Annotated in this window: 23 protein-coding genes; 11 read left to right on the top strand and 12 right to left on the bottom strand. The window is 39.6% G+C overall.

Annotated features, from left to right (window positions below):
* Positions 1-281: 281 nt before the first annotated feature.
* The 4 genes from bshA to B2O97_RS10450 all read left to right on the top strand — a co-directional run bounded on the left by bshA (position 282) and on the right by B2O97_RS10450 (position 4,008).
* Positions 282-1,424: an N-acetyl-alpha-D-glucosaminyl L-malate synthase BshA gene (gene bshA, locus B2O97_RS10465; protein WP_046672291.1), complete on the top strand. Its 1,143-nt coding sequence runs from the start codon at positions 282-284 to the stop codon at positions 1,422-1,424.
* A 73-nt stretch (positions 1,425-1,497) separates the two neighbouring features.
* Positions 1,498-2,202: a UMP kinase gene (pyrH, locus tag B2O97_RS10460; protein ID WP_046672284.1), complete on the top strand. Its 705-nt coding sequence runs from the start codon at positions 1,498-1,500 to the stop codon at positions 2,200-2,202.
* 28 nt (positions 2,203-2,230) lie between these two features.
* Entirely contained in the window at positions 2,231-2,794 is a 564-nt protein-coding gene (gene frr, locus B2O97_RS10455) for a ribosome recycling factor (protein WP_070566206.1), read from the top strand.
* 230 nt (positions 2,795-3,024) lie between these two features.
* A complete protein-coding gene (locus B2O97_RS10450; protein ID WP_236560116.1) occupies positions 3,025-4,008 on the top strand; it encodes a sugar phosphate isomerase/epimerase family protein in 984 nt (327 codons plus the stop codon).
* 37 nt (positions 4,009-4,045) lie between these two features.
* On the opposite strand, the gene purE is transcribed toward B2O97_RS10450, so the two are convergent.
* From purE to glyA, 8 genes are all read right to left on the bottom strand, one after another.
* Positions 4,046-4,555, bottom strand: coding sequence for a 5-(carboxyamino)imidazole ribonucleotide mutase (purE, locus tag B2O97_RS10445; protein WP_112373762.1), 510 nt, complete (start codon positions 4,553-4,555; stop codon positions 4,046-4,048).
* Between the two features lie 8 nt (positions 4,556-4,563).
* Complete coding sequence (locus B2O97_RS10440) at positions 4,564-5,706, bottom strand: 5-(carboxyamino)imidazole ribonucleotide synthase (RefSeq protein WP_112373763.1); 1,143 nt, start codon at positions 5,704-5,706, stop codon at positions 4,564-4,566.
* 31 nt (positions 5,707-5,737) lie between these two features.
* The gene (locus tag B2O97_RS10435) at positions 5,738-6,241 is read right to left on the bottom strand and encodes an NADH-quinone oxidoreductase subunit B (RefSeq protein ID WP_046674041.1); all 504 of its coding nucleotides are present in this window, start codon (positions 6,239-6,241) and stop codon (positions 5,738-5,740) included.
* A gap of 2 nt (positions 6,242-6,243) precedes the next feature.
* On the bottom strand, positions 6,244-6,834 hold the full coding sequence (locus tag B2O97_RS10430) for an NADH-quinone oxidoreductase subunit A (protein ID WP_070562335.1): 591 nt from the start codon (positions 6,832-6,834) through the stop codon (positions 6,244-6,246).
* 335 nt (positions 6,835-7,169) lie between these two features.
* Positions 7,170-8,510 carry a signal recognition particle protein gene (gene ffh / locus B2O97_RS10425; protein ID WP_046674043.1) on the bottom strand — a complete coding sequence of 447 codons (1,341 nt, stop codon included), beginning with the start codon at positions 8,508-8,510 and terminating at the stop codon, positions 7,170-7,172.
* 133 nt (positions 8,511-8,643) lie between these two features.
* Positions 8,644-9,339: a zinc metallopeptidase gene (locus tag B2O97_RS10420; protein ID WP_070562330.1), complete on the bottom strand. Its 696-nt coding sequence runs from the start codon at positions 9,337-9,339 to the stop codon at positions 8,644-8,646.
* Positions 9,340-9,781: 442 nt separating this feature from the next.
* On the bottom strand, positions 9,782-10,378 hold the full coding sequence (locus tag B2O97_RS10415) for an RNA polymerase sigma factor (protein WP_046674045.1): 597 nt from the start codon (positions 10,376-10,378) through the stop codon (positions 9,782-9,784).
* Between the two features lie 542 nt (positions 10,379-10,920).
* Positions 10,921-12,192: a serine hydroxymethyltransferase gene (gene glyA, locus B2O97_RS10410; protein WP_046674046.1), complete on the bottom strand. Its 1,272-nt coding sequence runs from the start codon at positions 12,190-12,192 to the stop codon at positions 10,921-10,923.
* A gap of 285 nt (positions 12,193-12,477) precedes the next feature.
* On the opposite strand from glyA, the gene B2O97_RS10405 reads away from it, so the two are divergent.
* From B2O97_RS10405 to B2O97_RS10375, 7 genes are all read left to right on the top strand, one after another.
* On the top strand, positions 12,478-12,828 hold the full coding sequence (locus tag B2O97_RS10405) for a HesB/IscA family protein (RefSeq protein ID WP_046674047.1): 351 nt from the start codon (positions 12,478-12,480) through the stop codon (positions 12,826-12,828).
* Positions 12,829-13,042: 214 nt separating this feature from the next.
* Positions 13,043-16,456, top strand: coding sequence for an isoleucine--tRNA ligase (gene ileS, locus B2O97_RS10400; protein WP_159332735.1), 3,414 nt, complete (start codon positions 13,043-13,045; stop codon positions 16,454-16,456).
* A gap of 3 nt (positions 16,457-16,459) precedes the next feature.
* Positions 16,460-16,846 (top strand): TraR/DksA family transcriptional regulator, encoded by a 387-nt coding sequence (locus tag B2O97_RS10395; RefSeq protein WP_046674049.1) that lies wholly within the window; start codon positions 16,460-16,462, stop codon positions 16,844-16,846.
* 55 nt (positions 16,847-16,901) lie between these two features.
* Positions 16,902-17,552, top strand: a complete 651-nt coding sequence (locus tag B2O97_RS10390; protein ID WP_075991120.1) for a lipoprotein signal peptidase — start codon at positions 16,902-16,904, stop codon at positions 17,550-17,552.
* 87 nt (positions 17,553-17,639) lie between these two features.
* Positions 17,640-18,584 (top strand): M20/M25/M40 family metallo-hydrolase, encoded by a 945-nt coding sequence (locus tag B2O97_RS10385; protein WP_201639729.1) that lies wholly within the window; start codon positions 17,640-17,642, stop codon positions 18,582-18,584.
* A 182-nt stretch (positions 18,585-18,766) separates the two neighbouring features.
* Positions 18,767-19,681, top strand: a complete 915-nt coding sequence (locus B2O97_RS10380) for an SDR family oxidoreductase (protein WP_286767361.1) — start codon at positions 18,767-18,769, stop codon at positions 19,679-19,681.
* Between the two features lie 14 nt (positions 19,682-19,695).
* On the top strand, positions 19,696-20,223 hold the full coding sequence (locus B2O97_RS10375; protein ID WP_046674180.1) for an acyl-CoA thioesterase: 528 nt from the start codon (positions 19,696-19,698) through the stop codon (positions 20,221-20,223).
* Positions 20,224-20,333: 110 nt separating this feature from the next.
* On the opposite strand, the gene B2O97_RS10370 is transcribed toward B2O97_RS10375, so the two are convergent.
* The 4 genes from B2O97_RS10370 to B2O97_RS10355 all read right to left on the bottom strand — a co-directional run bounded on the left by B2O97_RS10370 (position 20,334) and on the right by B2O97_RS10355 (position 22,847).
* On the bottom strand, positions 20,334-20,741 hold the full coding sequence (locus B2O97_RS10370) for an EVE domain-containing protein (protein ID WP_070562313.1): 408 nt from the start codon (positions 20,739-20,741) through the stop codon (positions 20,334-20,336).
* 27 nt (positions 20,742-20,768) lie between these two features.
* Positions 20,769-21,119, bottom strand: coding sequence for a gliding motility protein GldC (gldC, locus tag B2O97_RS10365; protein WP_046674054.1), 351 nt, complete (start codon positions 21,117-21,119; stop codon positions 20,769-20,771).
* Between the two features lie 105 nt (positions 21,120-21,224).
* A complete protein-coding gene (locus B2O97_RS10360; RefSeq protein ID WP_286710152.1) occupies positions 21,225-21,470 on the bottom strand; it encodes a hypothetical protein in 246 nt (81 codons plus the stop codon).
* Between the two features lie 6 nt (positions 21,471-21,476).
* Positions 21,477-22,847: a DEAD/DEAH box helicase gene (locus B2O97_RS10355; protein ID WP_286767360.1), complete on the bottom strand. Its 1,371-nt coding sequence runs from the start codon at positions 22,845-22,847 to the stop codon at positions 21,477-21,479.
* Positions 22,848-22,899 lie beyond the last annotated feature (52 nt).

The following is a 22,899-nucleotide window of genomic DNA, read 5'->3' as shown; positions in this document are numbered from 1 at the left end:
TATTTTACGCATAAATAGACGAAATTTGCAACACAAAATTCAGGAAAAAGCATCTTCAATTTACCTTGTTATCATAAAGTAAAATAAGAGGGCAATTGTCAAGCTAAAGAACTTCGTCGGTGCCACATGAATGAATAGCGTTTGTATGTAATGGACATTGCGAGTCTTGAACAACGACAATCAAAGTACTAACACGAGGTTCCCGGGAGCCTTTTAACAAAAAATAAACAGCGTTTATAACGGGATGCCGTTAAAATATGCGCTCAGACATAATTACGCAGATGAAAATAGGAATTGTTTGTTATCCCACCTTTGGTGGAAGTGGTGTAGTTGCAACCGAACTAGGAAAGGCCTTGGCCGCAAATGGACATGAGATTCATTTTATAACCTATCGACAACCTGCACGTCTGGATTTCTTTTCTGAAAACCTATACTATCATGAGGTAGCTGTTTCGCAGTATCCTCTTTTTGATTTTCTACCCTATGAATCTGCGTTAGCCAGCAAACTGGTTGATGTTGTTCGCTTCGAAAAGTTGGATTTGATCCACGTCCACTATGCCATTCCACATGCATCAGCGGCATTTATGGCCAAACAGATTTTACTCACTACCTACGGCATTAATATTCCTGTCGTGACGACTTTACACGGGACAGATATTACATTGGTTGGCAAAGACAAGAGTTTTAGTCCGGTCGTAACATTCTCCATCAATCAGTCCGATGGCGTAACCGCTGTATCACAGAATCTGAAAGATCAGACGCTTCAATATTTTGATATTACGCGCGATATCAAAGTGATTCCCAACTTTATTGACCTCGACAGATTTAGCAATAAAGATCGGTCACATTTCAAAAAAGCCATTGCCCCCGGCAATGAGCGTATATTAGTCCATACGTCCAACTTTAGAAAAGTCAAAAATACAGAAGATGTCATCCGTATTTTTAAGAAAGTACATGATGTTATCCCTTCCAAATTATTGATGGTAGGCGACGGTCCTGAGCGTCGAAATGCAGAAGAGCTATCCAGAGAACTTGATGTCTGCAAGGACGTCCGTTTCTTGGGGAAACAGGATGCAGTGGAAGAAATATTGTCTGTATCAGATCTTTTTCTGATGCCTTCAAGTTCGGAAAGTTTCGGTCTTGCGGCTTTAGAAGCCATGGCTTGCCAAGTGCCAGTTATCTCTTCCAATACTGGAGGGTTACCTGAGCTGAATGAAAACGGCGTCACTGGATTTCTCAGTGCTGTTGGTGATGTTGAAGATATGGCAAAGAATGCGATTTATATCTTGGAAGATGGAGAGCGCTTAGAAAAATTTAAGGAAGCGGCATTAAATCATGCGAAAAAATTCCAATTGTCCAATATTATGCCTTTATATGAACAGTATTACGGAGAAGTCATTAATCAAACAATAAAAGCACAATAAATATTATTTTAGGCTTAAGGGATAAAAAAAATATTTTATCTTTGACCTTTGGAAAATTTCCAAAAAAACAATTATGAAATACAAACGTATCTTATTAAAACTTAGCGGTGAATCCTTAATGGGTGACCAAAGCTACGGTATCGATATTAACCGTGTATCACAATACGCTAATGATATCAAAGAACTTCACGATCAAGGTTTAGAAATTGCAATTGTTATCGGTGGCGGTAATATATATCGTGGTCTAAGCGCCGAAAAATCAGGCATGGACCGTGTTCAAGCAGACTATATGGGCATGCTTGCCACAGTCATCAACAGCATGGCACTTCAAGATGCGCTTGAGAAAGTTGGGAAAAAGACACGTTTGCTTACTGCGATCAAAATGGAGCAAATCTGCGAACCATTTATTCGCAGAAGAGCTGTACGCCATTTGGAAAAAGGCCGTATTGTTATTTTCGGAGCTGGTACAGGAAACCCTTATTTCACAACGGATACCGCTGCATCTTTGCGTGCAATCGAAATCAATGCGGATGCCGTATTGAAAGGAACCCGTGTGGATGGTATTTACACCGCAGATCCTGAAAAAGATCCTACTGCAACAAAATTTGAAGAAATATCATTCACAGAGGTTTATGAGAAAGGATTAAATGTTATGGATATGACAGCCTTTACCCTTTGTCAAGAAAACAAATTACCGATCATCGTATTTGATATGAACAAACCAGGCAACTTATTGAAACTTGCTAATGGTGAACATGTCGGAACTGTGGTTAAATAATTTAAATCTGTAAAAAACGTAATCTTATATGAACGAACTAATTTCAATTGAATTGGACGATTGTAAAGACAAGATGTCCAAAGCAGTTGCTCACACCGAATCCGAATTAACTAAAATTCGTGCGGGTAAAGCTTCTCCATCGATGTTAGATGGAATTTCAGTAGACTATTATGGTAGCGCCACTCCACTTTCACAAGTGGCCAACATCAATACAACTGATGCACGGACTATTGTTATCCAACCTTGGGAAAAATCGCTCATCAACGCAATTGAAAAAGCTATCACTGACGCTAACCTAGGAATCAACCCACAGAATGACGGTATCGTTATTCGTCTGAATATTCCTCCTTTAACAGAAGAAAGAAGACGTGATTTGGTTAAGAAAGTAAAAGAAGAAACTGAAAGAGGCCGTATTGGTGTACGTAATATCCGTAAAGATGTCAACGAATCCATCAAAAAATTAAAAAATGACGGCGCTTCTGAAGATGAAATCAAAACTGCTGAAGGTGAAGTTCAAAAATTAACAGATGCATTCATTGTAAAAGTTGATAAATTGGCTGAACTGAAAGAAAAAGATATCATGACTGTTTAAGTTTTCCTACTTGAATAGAAAAAAGGTCTGAAAAATATTCAGACCTTTTTTATTGGTGTGAAGAACTCCGCACTCCTCCCCTAAAAAGAACTCTTCCCAACCTACAAGACATTGACCTTCCAAAAATTTTATGGGTTAAGATTCAGCATACACTTCAAAAATATTCCCTGTTGTACCATTGATTTCTGAACAAATAATTGTACATTGTACACTAACAAGTAATCAATTATATGATGAACAATTCTCGTCGTCAATTTTTAAAGCAAGCTGGAATAGGTCTTTCGGCAGCTTATCTGGTGCCCAACTTTATATCTTGTCAAAATAAAGCCGGTGCAATCAGCGACAATCCATTACAGACTATAGGCGTACAGCTGTATTCCATTCGCGATTTAATGGATAAAGATCCGAAAGGATCTTTGGAACAAATTGCCAAAATTGGGTATAAACATGTTGAGCTGTATGGGATAGACGCCACAGCCAAGCAGTTCTGGAAATTGCCTTACAAAGAGTTGAAGAAAATATTGGATGATAACGGTCTAAAAACACATTCAGGCCATTACGATATGTCCAAATACCTCAGTAAAGCGCATACCGACAAAGAAGATCTTGCGGCTTATTTTGATGCAGCAAAAGAACTTGGCCAAGAATATGTAATTGCTCCTGTAACACCGATGTTTGATCTGAATGCATTGAAAAAAGATGATTATCTCTATGCTGCCGAGCAATTGAATAAAGCTGGTGAACAGGCTAAAAAATTGGGTCTAAAAGTTGCCTACCACAACCATTTCTGGGAATTTAGGGATCTGGGCAATAATACGACCGGTGAAGAGGTGATGTTAGCATTCACTGAACCTGATTTGGTCGATTTTGAATTAGACCTTTTCTGGGCAGAAAAAGCGGGTAAAAACCCGATATCCTTGTTTGAAAAATTCCCCAACCGTTTTAAACTATGGCATGTCAAAGATATGGATAAAACAAAATCCAATCCCATTGAATGGCCCAAAGATGGAAAATTGCCGATTGAGCAAATCTTCAATGACATCAAGTATACCGAAGTGGGGACCGGAAGCATCAACTTCCTTGAAATCGTCAAAGAAAAGAATAAAGCCGGACTTAAATATGCATTTGTCGAGCAAGACAATATCTATATGCCAAATAAGATCGAAAGTCTCAAAAAAAGTTACGATTATGTTCAGGCAAATCTTACAAAATAAAAAAAGGNNCCTTTTTTTATTTTGTAAGATTGTCAGCTTAGAATTCGGTATCTTCGACCTCTACTGCGGTCTCGATTACTTTTCTCGCCAACTCTTCTTTAAATTCGATGATATTCTTGCTGATTGTTTCATCATGTGTACCCAGAATCTGAGCTGCCAATATACCTGCATTCTTCGCCGCATTTAAAGCGACAGTTGCTACAGGAATACCATTGGGCATCTGAAGGATAGAAAGTACCGAGTCCCATCCATCAATGGAATTTGATGATTTTACAGGTACGCCTATTACAGGTAAATGTGTAATTGAAGCGACCATTCCAGGCAAATGCGCCGCACCACCCGCTCCAGCAATAATAACTTTCAAACCATGAAATGCTGCATTTTTGGCATAATCAAACATACGTTGTGGTGTACGATGTGCTGAGACGATCGTTACCTCAAATTCCACCCCAAGGGTTTTGAGCACATCTATCGCATCCTGCATAACAGGAAGATCTGATTTGCTTCCCATGATAATGCCTACCTGGGCCTTATTATTGACTGACATAGTATTGTTTAAGCTTTAACTTTTAATATTTCTTGTACTTTTCTTGCATTGGAGATCGCTTTCTCCCGGTCATCATTGATAATACAAACATGGCCCATCTTACGGAATGGCTTCGTATATTTCTTTCCATATAAATGGATATATACGCCTTCCATTGCCAACACCTCTTCTACACCCTCGTATTTGGCCAATCCTTCATAGCCAGGTTCACCTAACAGGTTAATCATAACGGCGTTCGTTCTGCATCTGGTATCACCTAACGGTAGATTGAAGATAGCTCTTAAATGCTGTGCAAATTGCGACACATAATTACCCTCTATGGTCTGGTGACCACTATTATGCGGACGCGGAGCCAATTCATTGACCAGAATATCACCATTTTTCGTTAGGAACATCTCTACAGCCAATATACCCACGATCTGCAGATCATCGGCAATCTTTTTTGCTATAGCCTCTGCGCGTTGTTGGATCTCTACACCATACAAAGACGGCGCAATCAAAAATTCCACCAAGTTAGCCTGAGGATTAAATTCCATCTCTACCATTGGAAATGTAGACACCTCACCTTTATCATTCCGGGCAACAATGACCGCAATTTCTTTTTCAAAATCTACCCATTCTTCAATTAAGCTGGGTTCTTCGAAAGCATCTTGTATATCTTGTTGGTTAACAACCTTCTTTACCCCTTTCCCATCGTATCCATCCTTACGCAATTTCTGGATATAGGGTAAGTTTAACGAGGCATTCACTAAATTATCTTTATTGGATATCAATTGAAATGCCGAAGTGGGGATATCATTTTGTTTAAAAAATTGCTTTTGCAGACCTTTATCTTGAATCAGACGAATGATACGTGATTGTGGGTACACGATAACGCCCTCGCCTTCCAGTTTCTCTAAAGCATCTACATTCACCTTCTCAATCTCGATCGTGATCATGTCCAAATCCTTACCGAAATTATAGACCGTTTCAAAATCGCCCAATGAACCACATTCAAATTTATTGCACAACTTGCGACAAGGAGCATTCTTATCCGGGTCCAATACATGAACATTTACATTGTAATTAATGGCTTCCTGGATGAGCATTCTTCCCAGTTGACCACCGCCAAGAATACCCAATTGCAATTCACCATAAAAATCTTTTGCCATAATTGATTTAAAATCTTATAAAATTTATCTTTTAAGCTTTTCCGCTGAACAATTGCTCACCCAACAAGCTTTCTTTGTCTATCTTTTTTTGCAACTCAATAAAAGCACCAATTAATGCCTCGGGACGTGGCGGACAGCCCTGGACATAAACATCCACAGGGATCACTCGATCTACCCCTTTGACCACATGATAACCATGCTGCCAATATGGACCGCCACAGTTGGAGCAAGAGCCCATCGAGATAACATATTTAGGATCGGGCATCTGTTCATATAGTTTCTTGATACGATCGGCCATCTTAAAAGTAACCGTTCCAGCAATAATGATCACGTCGGATTGCCGTGGAGAAGGCCTTGGGAATACGCCCATCCGGTCTAAATCATACGTCGAAGCCATTGCCCCCATCATTTCAATGGCACAGCAAGCAATACCAAAGCTCATGGGCCACATTGAAGACAACCTTGCCCAATTCAGCAAATCATCTAATTTGGCAACAATAACACCATTATTCTGCAATTGACTATCTAAACTCATGCTTACTCAGGTTTTTTAAATCGAGGTTTAAAGGCTGGTTTCGGCGTCGACACGTGTTCATCTGTCGTCGTTTTGTGCGCGACAGCATCTTCTACAATCCGTGCATAATCACGCACCTGATACGTCCTACTATTCAGGCTTGCATAGGCACTATCCGGGATAGCCACAGGAACTTTAGGTAAGGACACATTCGGTTTAACCCATTCCAAATCGCCCTTTTTCCAGACAAAAACCAATCCTAAAATTAAAATGCCAATGAACATAGCCATTTCAATCATGGTAAACCACCCCCATCTTCCATCTGCCGCAATATATTCGGACTGTCCAAATACAGTGGCCCATGGAAAAATAAAAATAAGCTCTACATCAAAAAGTAAAAATACAAGGGCAATAACATAGAACCGTGGATTAAACTGAACCCAAGAAGAACCAATGGGATCCTCTCCACATTCGTAAGTACCAGATTTGATGGGATTATTCTTTTTCGGAGAGATTAAACGTGCTAGAAAAATGGTCGCACAGACTAACAGCGCCCCTATCAGCAGAATGATAAGGATTTTGCCGTATTCCGATAATTGCGCGGGGTCATCCATAATAATTACAAATTTAACAAATATTTCGTTTACTCGGGTGAGGAACTTGAAATTACGAATTATTTCTTTAAAAACAGTTCGAATTTTAAGGCACTAATGCCCCGTATCCGGTCTGCAAGCAGTCCCCAATTCATCTGGTGCTGCACTTAGCAGCAACCGAAAATTAATCGAAAGAGCAATGCCATGTTCAAAACCTTCATGACTTTGCAGACACCAACAGCAATGAAAGCGGACTGAAGGTTCTTTCTGGCCAATAAGATCAGACATTTTCAGAAAAAAAAAGAGGGCATCGTATAAAACGATGCCCTTCTTATGATGTAACTATTCTCTAAAAATTACATTTTTCCTGGCATTTTGGGCATATTACGCATCAATTTAGCCGCCATCGCCGGATTAGACATCTGCTTCATGACTTTACGCATATCACCAAATTGTTTCAATAACTTATTCACTTCATTAATATCAGTACCTGATCCCTTGGCAATACGTAAACGACGTTTTTGATCAATGACATCTGGGTTTTCGCGTTCAAAAGGTGTCATGGAATCGATAATCGCTTCAATGGGTTTGAAAGCATTGTCATCGACTTCAATATCTTTCATTGCTTTCCCAACGCCAGGGATCATTCCCATGAGGTCTTTCATATTACCCATTTTCTTGATTTGTTGAATCTGGGATTTAAAATCGTTGAAATCGAATTTATTCTTACGGATTTTCTTTTGGAGCTCTGCGGCTTGCTTCTCGTCAAACTGTTGCTGTGCACGTTCCACTAAGGATACCACGTCACCCATACCCAAAATACGAGAGGCCATACGATCAGGGTGGAATACATCCAATGCATCCATCTTTTCACCTGTACCAATAAACTTGATAGGCTTATTAACGACAGATTTAATCGATAAAGCTGCACCACCGCGTGTATCACCATCCAACTTAGTCAATACTACACCTGTAAAGTCCAGACGGTCGTTGAACGTCTTAGCTGTATTCACGGCATCTTGACCAGTCATTGAATCCACAACAAATAGGATTTCGTCTGGCTTTGTCGCCTCTTTAACTGCTGTAATCTCCACCATTAAAGGCTCATCGATGGCCAAACGACCGGCTGTATCAATGATTACGACATTATTTCCATTGCGTTTTGCTTCTTCCACACCGGCTTTGGCAATCGCAATAGGATCGTTAGATTCACGATTCACATACACTGGTACGCCCACTTGTTCGGCAAGCACTTCCAATTGATCGATCGCTGCAGGGCGATAAACGTCACCAGCCACCAACAATGGTTTTTTATTCTTTTTATCTTTAAGGTACAAGGCCAACTTACCGGAGAAAGTTGTTTTACCAGCACCATTCAAACCCGCAATTAGAATGACTGTTGGATTTTTTCCAGTCTCAAGCTCCGTAACAGATCCGCCCATCAAAGCTGTCAACTCATCGTTCATGATCTTCGTCAACAATTGGCCCGGGGAAATACTTGTCAGTACATTTTCGCCTAAAGCTTTTTGTTTAACATCGTCGGTAAAAGTTTTGGCAGTTTTATAATTCACATCGGCATCCAACAACGCTTTGCGAATTTCTTTCATCGTTTCTGCAACGTTGATCTCGGTAATACTACCCTGTCCTTTTAATACTTTAAAGGCCCTATCTAACTTATCTTGAAGATTTGAAAACATAAAATCTGAATCTTATTCTATATAAACAGCAAAGTTAAAAAAATTGTCTATAGTAACCTCATTAACACCCCATAAAAAATGCGACTATGAAAAATAATCGCATTTTTGTAGGATAAAGTTACAATATCCGTATTTAATCACTTCTACGGCCACCGAATAAAATAGACGCATAATACAAAAGTGTTACCAACGCACTTAACGCCGCTACGACATAAGTCATCGCTGCCCATTTCAAAGCATCTTTCGCACCGTCATGTTCTTCGCCATTATAGGTTACACCAGCATGGTTTAACCATTCCAGTGCGCGGTTCGACGCATCAAACTCTACGGGCAAGGTGATAAAAGAAAACAGGGTCGTAATAGCCAAAGCCCCCACTCCAACAGCTAAAAGCCAGGGGTTACCCCCTTTGGAAAAAGCAAATAGCATAACACCCAGCATCAATACCCATGATGTCATTTTAGAGGCCACATTTACCATCGGAACCATTGCCGAACGGAATCCCAACCATTTATAGGCTTTGGCGTGCTGTACAGCATGGCCACATTCGTGCGCCGCTACTGCTGCAGCTGCAACACTGCGGCCACTGTAAACTTCAGGACTTAAATTTACGGTTTTATCTGACGGATTATAGTGATCTCCCAAGCGATCTGGAATAGACACTACCTTTACATCATATATACCGTTATCATTTAACATTTTTTGCGCAATCTCAGCTCCAGACATCCCATTGCTCAAAGGCATTTCGGCGTATTTCTTAAATTTGTTTTTGAATCTTGTTTGGACAATCAGGCTTACCACCATTATTCCAATAAATAAAATCAAGTACATAGCTATTCAATCGTTTTATTTTATTATATGACTATCAAACCTTATTCCAATCGTCGAAAAAAGGTATATGCATGAATTTCTAAGATAAAAAAAGTCTTTGACCTGACAAAAAGAACAGGTTCTTCTGATCTCCACATGACATAATTGCCAGATCATTTGGGCAGATAACTCCATTATCAGCTTCGTACAGTGAAGCACCTGCGCTATTTAACAAGAATCCAAGATGTAGTCTCATCGGTGAGTATTGGAGATGCGTTTTATTTCAAGTTCGATCAGGGAGCTTATTATTGAAGCAAATGGCTTTTGAAAACACGATGCCCAACGGATTGTAGCCTTGCTATACTATTAAGACAAAAGACGAGAAACTATAAAAGCGTCAAGACTTCCTATAGCTCCAATTAGCAATGCAAATAAAAAGGGGCATTAAAAAATGCCCCCTTTATTATAAATAGCCCATTTGCAGGGTAAGATCAGTACCTTCAATCATTTTACGTAAATTGCTCAATGCGTAGCGCATCCTCCCTAAAGCAGTATTGATACTTACTTCGGTTATCTCCGCAATATCTTTAAAACTCATATCACAAAAGTGACGCATAATAAGCACTTCTTTTTGATCGTCCGGAAGCTTTTGAATCATTTTTTTAAGGTCGACATCAACCTGCTGTTTGAGCATTTTTGACTCTGCGCTTTCATCACTAAATTCGAGCACCTCAAAAATATCAAACCCGTCGGCATTCACAATATTCGGAGCACGTTTTGCTTTTCTAAAAAAGTCAACGATCATATTGTGCGCTATACGTATAGCCCAAGGTAAAAATTTACCTTCTTCATTATATTTACCGGATTTTAAGGTGTTGATGATTTTTATGAAAGTCTCCTGGAAAATATCTTCAGCAAGATATTCATCTTTTACTTTCATATATATGGAAGTATATATTTTCGATTTATATCGATTCAACAATGCCTCTAGACCGGACTCTTGGCCACCGACATACATTTGGATCAACTCTTGATCGCTTTTACTTTTTAAAAGTCTCATACGTCACTTACTTCTTTAGCAGTTCGCAAATAAATTATCAGTTCTGTGTTAAAATGTAAATGTTTGCCGTATAAACTATCCTTTCTTATTGTAAAACAATCAATTAATCTAAATCCAAATTACCGTAAAATAAATGAGTAATCAAATTATTACAATTTATTTTAAGATTTTTTAACATTTAAAAATAAGTTATCTACCTCATAATTCCAAAATAAAGGTTCTTCGACCACAGTACGCCCCTTCAGACAAGATGGAATAACAACCTCGAACAGCTCCAAAATAACAAGTTTTAAAGTTATTACTTCATACGGACTTTATAGGGAGCTAATAGGGACCTTATAGGGACCTCATTCGGATGAATACCTATAAAATCCGTTTAAAGTCCGTATAAGATTGTTGTTAATATCGTCTAAAAAGTTAAGTTGATACGAGACTGTAACGGAACTATCCTTTCTACAATGGCAGTAGAAAAAAAGACGGGATAAAAAAAGCGGAACCACCGCATCGGTAATTCCGCTTTTTCTATTCCTATGGAAAAAGTCTTATTTATACAATGGGAACTCAGCCATCATTGCTTTTACTTTACCATGGATCAAATCCAGTTGCGCATCATTAGATGCATTTTTCAATGCCTCATCGATCAATTCACCGATTTGAATAATTTCATTCTCTTTAATACCACGTGTAGTGATTGCAGCAGTACCAAAACGTACACCTGAAGTCACAAAAGGAGAACGTGTATCGAAAGGAACCATATTTTTATTTGTTGTGATACCCGCTTTACCCAATACAGCTTCGGCTTCTTTACCAGAAATATCTTTATTGCGTAGATCCACCAACATCAAGTGATTGTCTGTACCACCAGAGATGATCTTATAATCTCTTTCTACAAAGAATTGCGCCAATGCAGCTGCATTTTTCTTTACTTGAACGATATATTCCATATACTCATCGGATAAAGCCTCACCATAAGCAATCGCTTTCGCAGCGATTGTATGTTCTAAAGGACCACCTTGCGTACCTGGGAATACAGCTAAATCCAATAATTGTGTGATTGTACGGATTTCACCTTTAGGTGTTTTGATACCCCATGGATTTTCAAAATCTTTACCGACCATGATCATACCACCACGAGGGCCACGAAGCGTTTTGTGCGTCGTTGTCGTAACGATATGGCAATGTGGAAGTGGATCATTCAATAAACCACGCGCGATTAAACCTGCAGGGTGAGAAATATCTGCCATCACGATAGCGCCAATTTCGTCTGCAACTTTACGGATGCGTGCGTAATCCCAATCACGAGAATAAGCAGAAGCACCACAGATAATCATCTTTGGTTTTTCACGAAGCGCTGTTTCTTCCAATTGCTCATAGTCAATTAAACCAGTGTCTTCTTTTACACCATAAAATAATGGTTGATAGATCTTACCCGATAAGTTCGCTGGCGAACCGTGTGTCAAGTGACCACCGTGAGATAAATCAAGACCTAAAATTTTGTCGCCAGGTTTGATTGTCGCCAAAAAAACAGCCGCATTTGCTTGAGCACCAGAGTGAGGCTGAACATTTACCCATTCTGCGCCAAATAATTGTTTTGCACGGTCAATTGCGATGGTTTCGATCTCATCCACAACTTCACAACCTCCATAGTAACGTTTTCCTGGGAGGCCTTCTGCATATTTATTTGTCAACACTGAACCAGCAGCTTCCATCACTTGTTTTGAAACAAAGTTCTCTGAAGCAATTAATTCAATACCTTCTTCTTGGCGTTTAAGCTCATCAGCTATTAAATTAAAAATGGCTTGATCTCTTTCCATTGTTTTTAAATGTTGTAAAGTAAATTTTGTAGTTTATTTTAATGCCTCAAAGATAGCATATTCCATAAAGAATATCGACAAAAAGCCATATTTTATTAAATGTTCTTAGAAAAACAGCCTTATTAATGCGAATTACCTAATTAGGTCGGGATCATTTTATGGTACTATCGGACAAAATAAGCGGACAAAGAATTGAATGTTTCGAAAATGTCAAAAAATCCAGGTCAAGCAATTTGCCGTTAAAAAAATGTATTTTTGTATTGGATTGGCTAAAACACTATTAAAATGAGTACAGAACATACAGCAGTTGCTCCTGTTTCTTTAACAGAGGGGGCAATCAAGGAACTAAATAAATTAAAGGATCAACAAGAAATCTCTGATGATTTTGGTTTACGTGTCGGTGTTGAAGGCGGCGGTTGTTCCGGTATGAGTTATATCTTGGGCTTTGACCAGAAAAAGGACGGCGATAACGAATACGAAATTCAAGGAATCCGCATCTTTATGAACAAAGCACATGGCCTATATCTTGCCGGAATGGAAATCGACTTCAAATCGGGACTCGATGCAAGGGGCTTCACATTTAATAACCCCAATGCAACAAGTACCTGCGGATGTGGAAGCAGTTTTTCAGCATAACTGAATTTCAGTACAAATGAAATAAGAAAGGGACTGCCATAGGTAGTCCCTTTGTCGTAGTAGACACCACACTCATTTTTTGTCGGTTGATCGAGGAGAGATTTCAAAAAGTTCGACCTCGATTTAATGAGATTAGTACAACAAAGCCCTCTTTCATTTTCCATCATAAATCACTAAATTAGCGACCTTTATAAAAGAAGCATACAACAGTCTGATGTACAAAGAATATAAGCAGTTAAATTTACCCGAGATAGGTAAAGAGATTTTGACCCGTTGGGAACAGGAAAAAATATTCGAAAAAAGTATCAATAATCGTCCTGAAAGCAAGACCTATACATTTTTTGAAGGTCCGCCTTCTGCAAATGGAATGCCTGGAATTCACCACGTGATGGCACGTACGATTAAGGATATTTTCTGTCGTTACAAGACTTTGAAAGGTTACCAAGTGAAACGAAAAGGCGGCTGGGATACTCATGGTCTGCCCATTGAACTTGCTGTCGAAAAAGCTCTTGGAATCACAAAAGAGGATATCGGCAAAAAGATTACTGTAGAACAATATAATGACGCTTGTCGCAAGGAGGTAATGAAATATACCGATGTATGGAATGACCTAACCACCAAAATGGGCTATTGGGTTGACCTTGAGCATCCTTATATTACTTACAAGAATGAATACATCGAAACCTTATGGTATTTATTAAAAGAACTTTACAAAAAAGGTCTTTTGTACAAGGGTTATACGATACAACCTTACTCTCCGGCAGCAGGTACGGGATTGAGTTCGCATGAACTTAACCAGCCCGGCACCTATAAAGATGTTAAAGATACCACCATCGTTGCAGAATTTAGACTGATCAAAAGTCAGCTTCACCCAGCTATAGAAAAATTAGTTGACGACGATGCGGAGGATGTAGCATTCATTGCCTGGACGACCACGCCATGGACTTTACCGTCCAACACAGCTTTGGTTGTAGGCAAGAAAATAAATTATGTTAAGATCCGAACTTTCAATAAATATACTGGTGCTCCTGTATCTGTCGTGTTAGCGAAAGATTTGATCAGCAAACATTTTAAAGCGGAAGGCGAAAATGCATCCTTCCAAGACTATAAATTGGGCGACAAAGTAATTCCTTGGGAGCTTGCAGCAGAATTTGTAGGCGAAGAACTTGTTGGCTTGCGCTACGAGCAATTGTTGCCTTATATCACCAACGAGGAATTACAAGAAAATGCTTTCCGCGTTATTCCAGGCGACTTTGTTACGACTGAAGACGGTACCGGTATCGTTCACGCTGCTCCTACTTATGGTGCGGATGACTTTCGTGTCGCAAAAGAACATGGTGTACCGGGCATCTTGGTGAAAGATGAAAACGGAAAAGAGGTTCCTACTGTTGACCGTACGGGACGTTTTGTAAGTGAAATCACCGATTTTGCCGGAAGATTTGTCAAAGAGGAATATTACAGTGCAGAGGAACGTTCAAAAGAAGATTTCAAACCTACGGATGTATTGATCTCTATCAAACTAAAAGAGGACAACAAAGCTTTCGATGTCAAAAAATACGAGCACACCTATCCACACTGTTGGCGGACAGACAAACCTGTTCTTTACTATCCGCTAGACAGCTGGTTTATCCGCACAACAGCAGTGAAAGAAGATTTGGTTGCCTTAAATAAAACCATCAACTGGAAACCTGAAGCAACCGGTACTGGACGCTTTGGAAACTGGTTGGAAAACTTGGTAGACTGGAACCTTTCACGTTCACGTTATTGGGGAACTCCACTTCCTATCTGGCGCTCAGAAGACGAAAATGAAGAGGTTTGTATCGGTTCCTTACCTGAATTAAAGTCTTTATTGGAAGCTTCTTTGACCTCCGACATTCTGTCTGAGGATGAAAAAGCGAAAAATAAAGCTTACTTGGATAAATTCGATACCGAACAATTGGACCTTCACCGTCCCTATGTAGACGATATCGTCTTGGTTTCTGATGCCGGACAAAAGTTATTCCGCGAACCTGACTTGATCGACGTTTGGTTTGATTCGGGTGCCATGCCCTATGCACAATGGGGACTGGATCACGAAAAATTAGCCAAAGGGGAACAATTTCCTTTTAAAGCTGGATTCGATCATGCATACCCGGCAGACTTTATTGCTGAAGGGGTTGATCAAACACGGGGCTGGTTTTTCACCTTACATGCGATTTCTACGATGATGTACAAATCGGTTTCCTTCAAAAACGTCGTTTCCAATGGCCTGGTATTGGATAAAAATGGAAATAAGATGTCCAAACGCCTGGGCAACGGTGTGGATCCATTCTCGACGATCGATCAATACAGTGCCGATGCAACACGCTGGTACATGATCAGCAATGCCGCTCCATGGGACAACCTTAAATTCAATATGGAAGGGTTGGATGAAGTCCGTCGTAAATTCTTTGGTACTTTATATAATACCTACGCTTTTTTTGCATTGTATGCCAATATCGATAAGTTCTCCTATGCAGAATCCGATATTGCGTTGGAGAAACGTCCTGAAATTGATCGTTGGATTATCTCCTTGTTAAATTCGTTGACCAAGGAAGTAGACGAATACTTGGCGGATTACGAGCCTACAAAAGCAGCGCGTGCTATTCAAAACTTTGTTGATGAACATCTCAGCAACTGGTATGTCCGTCTTTGCCGTCGTCGCTTCTGGAAAGGAGATTATACAGAAGACAAAATTTCGGCCTATCAGACACTTTATACATGTCTTGATACGATTGCGAAATTGATGTCGCCAATATCACCTTTCTTCTCAGACAGGTTATTCCTGGATTTGAATGCAGCAACGAATAAGGAACAAGTTGAATCCGTTCACTTAGCGAATTTCCCGGTTTACAATGAAAGTTTAGTCGATAAAGATCTGGAAGAACGTATGGCGTTAGCGCAGGACATCTCGTCTTTGACACTTTCCTTGCGTAAGAAAACCTCCATCAACGTACGTCAACCATTAAACAAAATTTTGGTTCCGGTACTTGATAGTGCCTTCCAGGAAAAGGTAGAAAAAGTAAAAGATCTGATACTTTCGGAGACGAATATCAAAGATATCGAGTTTATTACGGACACCACCGGTATCATTAAGAAAAAAATAAAACCAAATTTTAAAGCTCTTGGCGCGAAAGTTGGTAAGGATATGAAGTTAGTTTCTTCGTCTATCCAATCGTTGACTATAGATCAAATAAGTTCATTGGAATCAACAGGCGAATTGGCCTTAGCAGGCACGCCATATACGATTCTATTGAGCGATGTAGAAATTATAGCAGAAGACGTCGAGGGATGGCAGGTAGCGAACCTAGGTAAATTGACCGTAGCATTAGATGTACATATCACCGAAGAATTGAAAAAAGAAGGTTTGTCAAGAGAATTGATCAACCGCCTACAAAATCTAAGGAAGGATAAAGGATTAGAAGTAACTGATAGAATTAACGTAAAGTTAACAGCTGCTTCAGAAGTGGTCAATGCTGCCAACGAAAATTTATCGTATATTTGCACCGAAATTCTGGCCGATTCATTGGTATTTGAAGATTCACTAACTGAAGGAGAGACCATCGAGATCGATGGCAAAGAACTTAAGGCATTAATCCAAAAAAATTAAATTATGGCAAACAACAACGAGAAAACACGCTATAGCGATTCAGAATTACAAGAATTCAAAGATATTATCTTGGACAAGCTTAGAATAGCAAAAGAAGAGCTTTCCTCGTTGACCGCAACGCTAAATAACAGTAATGCTAATGGTACCGACGATACTGCTGGAACGTACAAGACATTGGAAGACGGTTCAGCTACTTTGGAAAAAGAGCAAACAAACCAATTGGCGGCTCGTCAAAAGAAATTTATCGACAACCTAGAAGCGGCGTTGGTGCGCATCGAGAACAAAACGTATGGTATCTGTAGAGAGACCGGAAAACTGATTCAAAAAGAACGTTTGAAAGCTGTTCCACATACAACGTTGAGCATCGAAGCGAAAAACAAACAATATTAATTTTAGGCATTAAATATATGGTCTTTGCTTAGGCAAAGACCATTTTTATAACACAATGAAGGGTTATACGAAACCGATCGCGCTCATCGTAGCGATACTTTTAATAGATCAATTGTCAAAAATATGGGTTAAGCTCACAATGACAATTGGACAAAGCCACCATGTATTGGGCAAATTTTTCCAGATTCATTTTATTGAAAACAATGGAATGGCCTATGGTATGGAATTTGGCGGTGATTATGGAAAATTATTTTTGACGGTATTTCGTATTTTAGCCGTAGCTGGTATTGGATACGGCCTGCATTACATGATCAAAAATAAGTATAACCGTGGTTTCATCTTGAATGTTGCCCTAATTCTTGCCGGTGCCTTAGGAAATATCATCGATTCTGCTTTTTACGGTGTCATCTTTAGTGAAAGTACCTGGTATGATAAAGCAAGTTTATTCCCAGCAGGTGGTGGTTATTCTTCCTTCCTGCACGGAAAAGTGGTCGATATGCTTTATTTCCCATTAATTCAAGGCAACTTCCCTTCTTGGGTGCCCTTTTGGGGCGGTGAAGAGTTCCTCTTCTTCCGACCTGTATTCAACATTGCCGACTCGGCAATTTCTGTTGGGGTGGTTTTGATCCTGTTATTTCAAAAACGGTATTTCAAAACAGAAAAAGAAGAAAAATCCAGCATCCACAGTGAAATCGTTGAAGATTAACGAAATATTCCTTAAAAGCCTTGTTAATCGCAAGGCTTTTATTTTTTTACATATAACCCAATACAACTTCTAAACTCTACTATTCGCATGAAAAACATTAGTCTACTTCTGACACTTTGCTGCCTACTAGGAATCCAAATAGCACAGGCGCAGCAGATCGAAGTTTCCAACTTAAAGAAACATATTTATTACCTCGCTGACGACAAAATGCAAGGACGAGGAACGGGCAGTAAGGAAGTCTTTAAAGCTGCAGATTATATTGAAAAGGAATTCAAAAAATACAAACTTGAGCCTAAAGGTGAAAAAGGCTACCGCCAATCCTTCAAAGCCAAAGTCTGGAAAGTAAAAGTTGCAGACAGCATTCGCAATGCAGATAATATCATTGGATTTCTTGACAATGGTGCCGACTTAACAGTTGTTATAGGCGCACATTACGATCACCTGGGAACAGGTCGTCAAGGAAGCTCAAAGGATTCTTTAGGGGTAGGCAAAATCCATAACGGAGCCGACGATAATGCCTCTGGTACTGCTGGTTTATTGGAGCTCGCACGTTACTTTAGCAGCAACAAGGAAAAAGAGCCTTACAACCTATTATTTATCGCTTTCGGGGCAGAAGAATTGGGATTAGTAGGTTCCAAATATTTTACGGAACACCCTACGCTCCCATTGGAGAAAATCACAGCCATGCTGAATATGGATATGATTGGCCGTTATAATCCCAGCAATGGCCTTGCTGTAATCGGATATGGAACAAGCAGTCAATGGCCGGCTATATTCAAAGACGTTCAGGCCCCTATAAAATTTAATCTTAGTAAGGATGGTAATGGCGGATCTGACCAAACTTCATTCTACAAAAAGAATATACCGGTGTTATTTTTCCATACTGGTGGACACCCAGACTACCATATGCCGACCGATGATGCCGATAAAATTGATTACAATGCTTTAAAATCCATTTTAGATCTAGAAAAAACAGTGGTTGAAAATATCATGAAACAATCCAGTAAAATGGACTTTATATGGACCAACTAAAACAAAAAAAGCGGATTTGTCTTTAACAGCAAGTGATAATCTAGCTTTTTATATGCTCAAATGCTATAACAGAGATTAGTCAACGAGTTTGTAGACATACACGAATAAACTAAACAGCGCACTTAAGTCCCTGCAAACGAGTCTTTATAAACGGGTGCTTGGATATCATTTAATTATTGTTGATGAAAAAAATACTAGTGACAGGATCCAATGGATTCCTCGGCCAAAAAGTCGTTGATTTACTTGCAAAAAATGACCAATATGATGTTGTTGCCATTTCGAAGGGTCCAAATCGCAACCCGAATCAAGTGAATTATACTTTCTATCAAGTAGACCTATCGGATCGGGAAAAACTGACAGATTTTTTAGCTGCACAAACTTTTGATGCAATTGTACATACAGCAGCTATGACAAGTGTGGAAGCTTGTGAAGCAGATCAAGCCGCATGTCAATCGCTTAACGTCGATCTTGTGGCCTATCTTGCCTCCTATTGTACTACACATCAGACCCAATTGGTCCACTTATCTACGGACTTTGTATTTGATGGCAAAAAAAATGCGCCTTATGATGAAACAGATCTCCCCAATCCACAAAGTGAATATGGGAAAAGTAAATATGCTTCCGAACAAGTGCTTGCACAATCGGGCTGTCATTATGCTATCCTTCGCACAATATTAGTCTATGGAATCAATGCTGACCCCAATCGTTCGAATCTCGTATTATGGGCCAAAAGTAAGTTGTCACAAAATGAACCTATAAAAGTAGTCAATGACCAATGGAGAATGCCTACCTTTGTGGATGATTTAGCTTATGCTTGCCAACTCGCTATTGACCGAGAAGCACAGGGAATATTTCATATTTCAGGAGCAGAGCTTATGTCGATCAATGAGGCTGTCTATAAAATTGCAGACTTCTGGCAACTAGACAAAGGATTGATTTCGGAGGTCAGCGCTGCCAGCATTGGACAGGCAGAAAACAGGCCACGGCAGACAGGCTTTGATCTGACTAGATCTAACGCTGAATTGGGTTATGTGCCGACGTCATTTACGGATGCTTTGGCAATCATAGATCATCAATTCAAAACGTTTGGACGATAATGACAAATAATGATATGATAGAGAAATTTGCGCGAGAGTCATACACAGAGATGAACGAATTGGTATTACCCAACGATACCAATACATTTGGAAATTTGATGGGTGGCCGTTTATTGTATTGGATGGATATCTGTTCGGCTATTGCTGCTCAAAAACACTGTAGCAATGTCGTCGTCACAGTATCTGTTGACAATGTATCTTTTAAGCGTTCCATTAAACTGGGTGAGGTCGTCACGATACAAGCTCAAGTAACACGTGCGTTTAATAGTTCTTTGGAAGTACGCATGGAAATTTTCGCATCTAATTTACCGGAAGGCACCCGTGTAAAAACCAACGAAGCTTATTATACCTTTGTTGCTGTTGATGCGGATAACAACCCCAAAGCTGTGCCGGTACTAATTCCTGAAACAGACATAGAACACAAAGCTTACGAAGATGCATTACAACGAAGAGAGCTGCGTCTTATTCTCGCGGGGAAATTAAAGCCTGAAAATGCAAAAAAATTAAAAGCGCTGGTTAGTCTTTTTAGCCAAAAGAATTAATACCTAATTTTTATGGCTTACATACCGTGCAAATAATAAAAAAGGGAAAACAGCTTGTTTTCCCTTTTTTGTTATATCCCCATACACTGGGTTTATTTATTTGCGGTAGTTTACCCGTTACCGAGCGCTAAAATCCGATCAAACTCCTCCGGCTTCAACGGCATCACAGACAGACGCCCCTGTCTGACCAAAGCGATATCCTGCAACTGCGCATCAGCCTTAATGGTTTCCAACGTAACGGATTTCTTCAGCGTCTCTACAGGTGCCAGATCCACAACGACCCAACGCTCGTCATCTGTTGTCGGATCCTGATAAAATTCCTTGACGACTTTGGCCACGCCGACAACTTCTTTTCCTTCATTGCTATGGTAGAACAGGACCAAATCACCTTCTTTCATGGCTTTGATATTATTCCTAGCTTGGTAATTACGAACACCATCCCAAAATGTACGGCCATCTTTATTAAATTGTTCCCAGCTATATTTAAATGGTTCAGATTTTACTAAGAAGTATTGCATGGTCAAATTTCTGTTAAGCGTTTAAAACTATTGTTGTGGCATTAAAACTTCCATTTTATCTGCAAAATGCGCACAGTAATCACGCAAGTCGCCAATAACCTTTTCTGCCATTGGATCACCGCCTGAAGAACGGATAAAGGAGTCGCCCAATGTTTGAAGTGTTTCATAGAAAAAACGTTTCATCTCATCGTAAGGCATATCTTTAGTCCAAAGATCGATACGCATTGAATTTTTATAATGTGAATCCCATAGGGCTAAAAACATGGCTTTTGCAGGTAATTCCTCTGCATTATTTCCATCTGTAGACGACCACATGATATTTTCAGGCACGTTGTTTTCATCTAACGCTACCTGTAATTTTATTTCAGCTTTTTTCATTTTAATATTATTGAGCTATTTTTATTGAGCTATGTTTTTTGAAACAGAGACTATATTTGTCATCGATTTACAACCTAACTCGTCTTTATTTTTAAATTTTACCTTTTACCCAAAGGTAACTTTAACAATTAAACTGGTGACACAAACGACTATCAAAAATGCCAATTGTAATAACCACATTTTTTTATTTGGCTTTACAAAGACCCTAAATACAATATCAATGACGGTCAATATCAACAACAATAGGATAAATGCACCCCATGTAAATAAGGCCTTTTCATCATTGGGGTTTTCCATAACAAACCAGGCAACAAGGCATGCACTAGCGATATTTAGTGGTGTAAAGCGCACAATAAATTAACGTTTTTTAAAATTACGATTTGCTCCCCCCGATTTTCCACCTGCAGATTTACTTTTACTTTTTGCTCTTGGTTTAAATCCCGAAGCTCGTTGTGCCTCGCGCACTTCTTTCTGTTTGATAACGTATTTTTTCTCGTGAAAAGCACCTTGGAAATCAGGATCATCTTTTCGCTTTTGATTATCAATCTCGCGCGCAATATCCTGTTTTTCATGAAAAGGTGTTTTCTCGATAAAGACATCCTCTGGGAGTGCGTGCACAGGGATACTTTGCTTGATCAATTTTTCGATTTTGCGAACATAATATTTCTCGGCCTCATTACAGAACGTGATGGCGTCCCCCTCATTGAACGCTCGCCCGGTACGTCCAATACGATGTACGTAATCTTCAATAACAATAGGTACTTCAAAGTTGATCACATGGCTTACATTAGAAACATCAAGTCCTCGCGCCGCCACATCCGTTGCGACCAAAATCCGGATATTTCCTTCCTTAAATGCATTAATAGAGTTGATGCGTGTGTTCTGGCCTTTATTGGCATGAATAACACGAACCTCATCTTTACCATATTTGCGTTCCAAAAAGTGGAAAACATTATCTGCTACCTGCTTTGTTTTACAGAAAACAATCAATCGGCTAAACGCTTCATCATCTTTTAGGAGATGTTGAAGTAAATTCAATTTTGTCTTTTGGTTGGGAACGATATAGAGCGCCTGGCTTACCGTCTTCGCTGGTGTAGCTTGTTCGGACACTTCAATAACCGTCGGAAATGCTAAGAAATCGCCTGCAATTTTGCGGACAAGCTCACTCATTGTTGCTGAGAACAGTAAGTTCTGCCGTTTGCGTGGTACAATTTCAAGCACGCGATGGATCTTACTGATAAAGCCCATATCCATCATCTTATCGGCCTCATCTAAGACCAAAAATTTAAGTGACTTAACGCCAATATGTCCTTCCAGGTACAGGTCCAAAAATCGACCCGGAGTTGCAACGATAATATCCACTCCTTTTTCGAGTGCTTCTACTTGAGTTTTTGGCCCTAATCCACCATAAAGTACCACTGAACGCAAATCAAGATAAGTAGAAAACAGTTTAATATTTTCTTCGATTTGCATGGCCAATTCCCTCGTTGGTGTCAAAATCAACGCACGCGCATCATTTCCCTGAGCATACTTTAGCTTCATCAGCATGGGCAAAACGAACGCCGCCGTTTTTCCAGTTCCAGTCTGAGCGATACCCATCACATCCTGCCCGGCCAATATTGGCGTAATTGCCTTTTCCTGGATCTCTGTCGGTTGTTGATACCCCGCCTCCGCTATCGCATTTAAGATCTGTTTATTGAATTTAAAATTTTCAAATGATTGCTGCATCTTGCAAAGATAAGGAAAAGAGTCCATTTGACTTTCCTTGACAACCAATACG

This window comes from Sphingobacterium sp. UBA865, from assembly GCF_002295765.1.
Lineage (GTDB): Bacteria > Bacteroidota > Bacteroidia > Sphingobacteriales > Sphingobacteriaceae > Sphingobacterium > Sphingobacterium multivorum.
This window is presented reverse-complemented; position numbering and strand designations above follow the sequence as displayed.